This is a genomic window from Thorsellia kenyensis, assembly GCF_042432445.1.
In the GTDB taxonomy this organism is placed as follows: Bacteria; Pseudomonadota; Gammaproteobacteria; order Enterobacterales; family Thorselliaceae; genus Thorsellia; species Thorsellia kenyensis.
In genome coordinates, this window is sequence record NZ_JBHLXE010000026.1 from 1 (window position 1) to 695 (window position 695).

Here is a 695-nt window from a genome sequence, read left to right on the forward strand (position 1 = left end):
CTAGATGAAAAACTATTAAGAAAATGGCCACACCTTAAAACAGCGATTGCAATAGTCAGAGACAGGCAGGTTAAAGGAAAAATAGGGACTTATACTACTTCCTACTATGTATGTACAAATGAAATGACGGAAGAAGAAGCACTTAGAATCGTTCGTCTGCACTGGGGTATAGAAAATAAACTACACTGGATATTAGATGTGACATTAAAAGAAGATCAAAGCGCTGTTCATGACAGGATTGCTGCAAAAAATTTGGCATCTCTAAGAAGAATGACACTGAATTTATTACGAATAACACCACTTCTCGAAAAGAAAAAGGAAGCACCTATGACGGCGAAAATGATGAAATCTGTATTTGATATTAATTTTAGAGAATCGGTAATATTAAATTTAGCAAGGGGATGATTTTAAATGCTGATGAAGCTGGCAAAAGTTTAATCTCCCCCTGACTCTAAAGTGAACTTGCGATTAAAACGCTTAACCCCCTAAAAATTACCCCGGAACTTGTCAAGGGTATTGATGAAGAACATATGCTTATCATCAGACTGTTAGGCGAACCCTACGAGTCAATATATAGAGAGGTTAAAAAAATAACCATTTTTTAACCTAAGAAATAATTATAAAAATATAGTATCGAGTAGAGCACAGGGGTTTCACCCACACCCTCTCACAGAACCGTACGTGAAAGTCTCCCT

Annotated in this window: 1 protein-coding gene; it reads left to right on the top strand. The window is 36.4% G+C overall.

Annotation, left to right across the window (positions count from 1 at the left end; translation table 11 throughout):
- On the top strand, nucleotides 1-405 hold a 405-nt coding region (locus ACFFIT_RS02490), incomplete at its 5' end, for an ISAs1 family transposase (RefSeq protein ID WP_385876066.1).
- Nucleotides 406-695 lie beyond the last annotated feature (290 nt).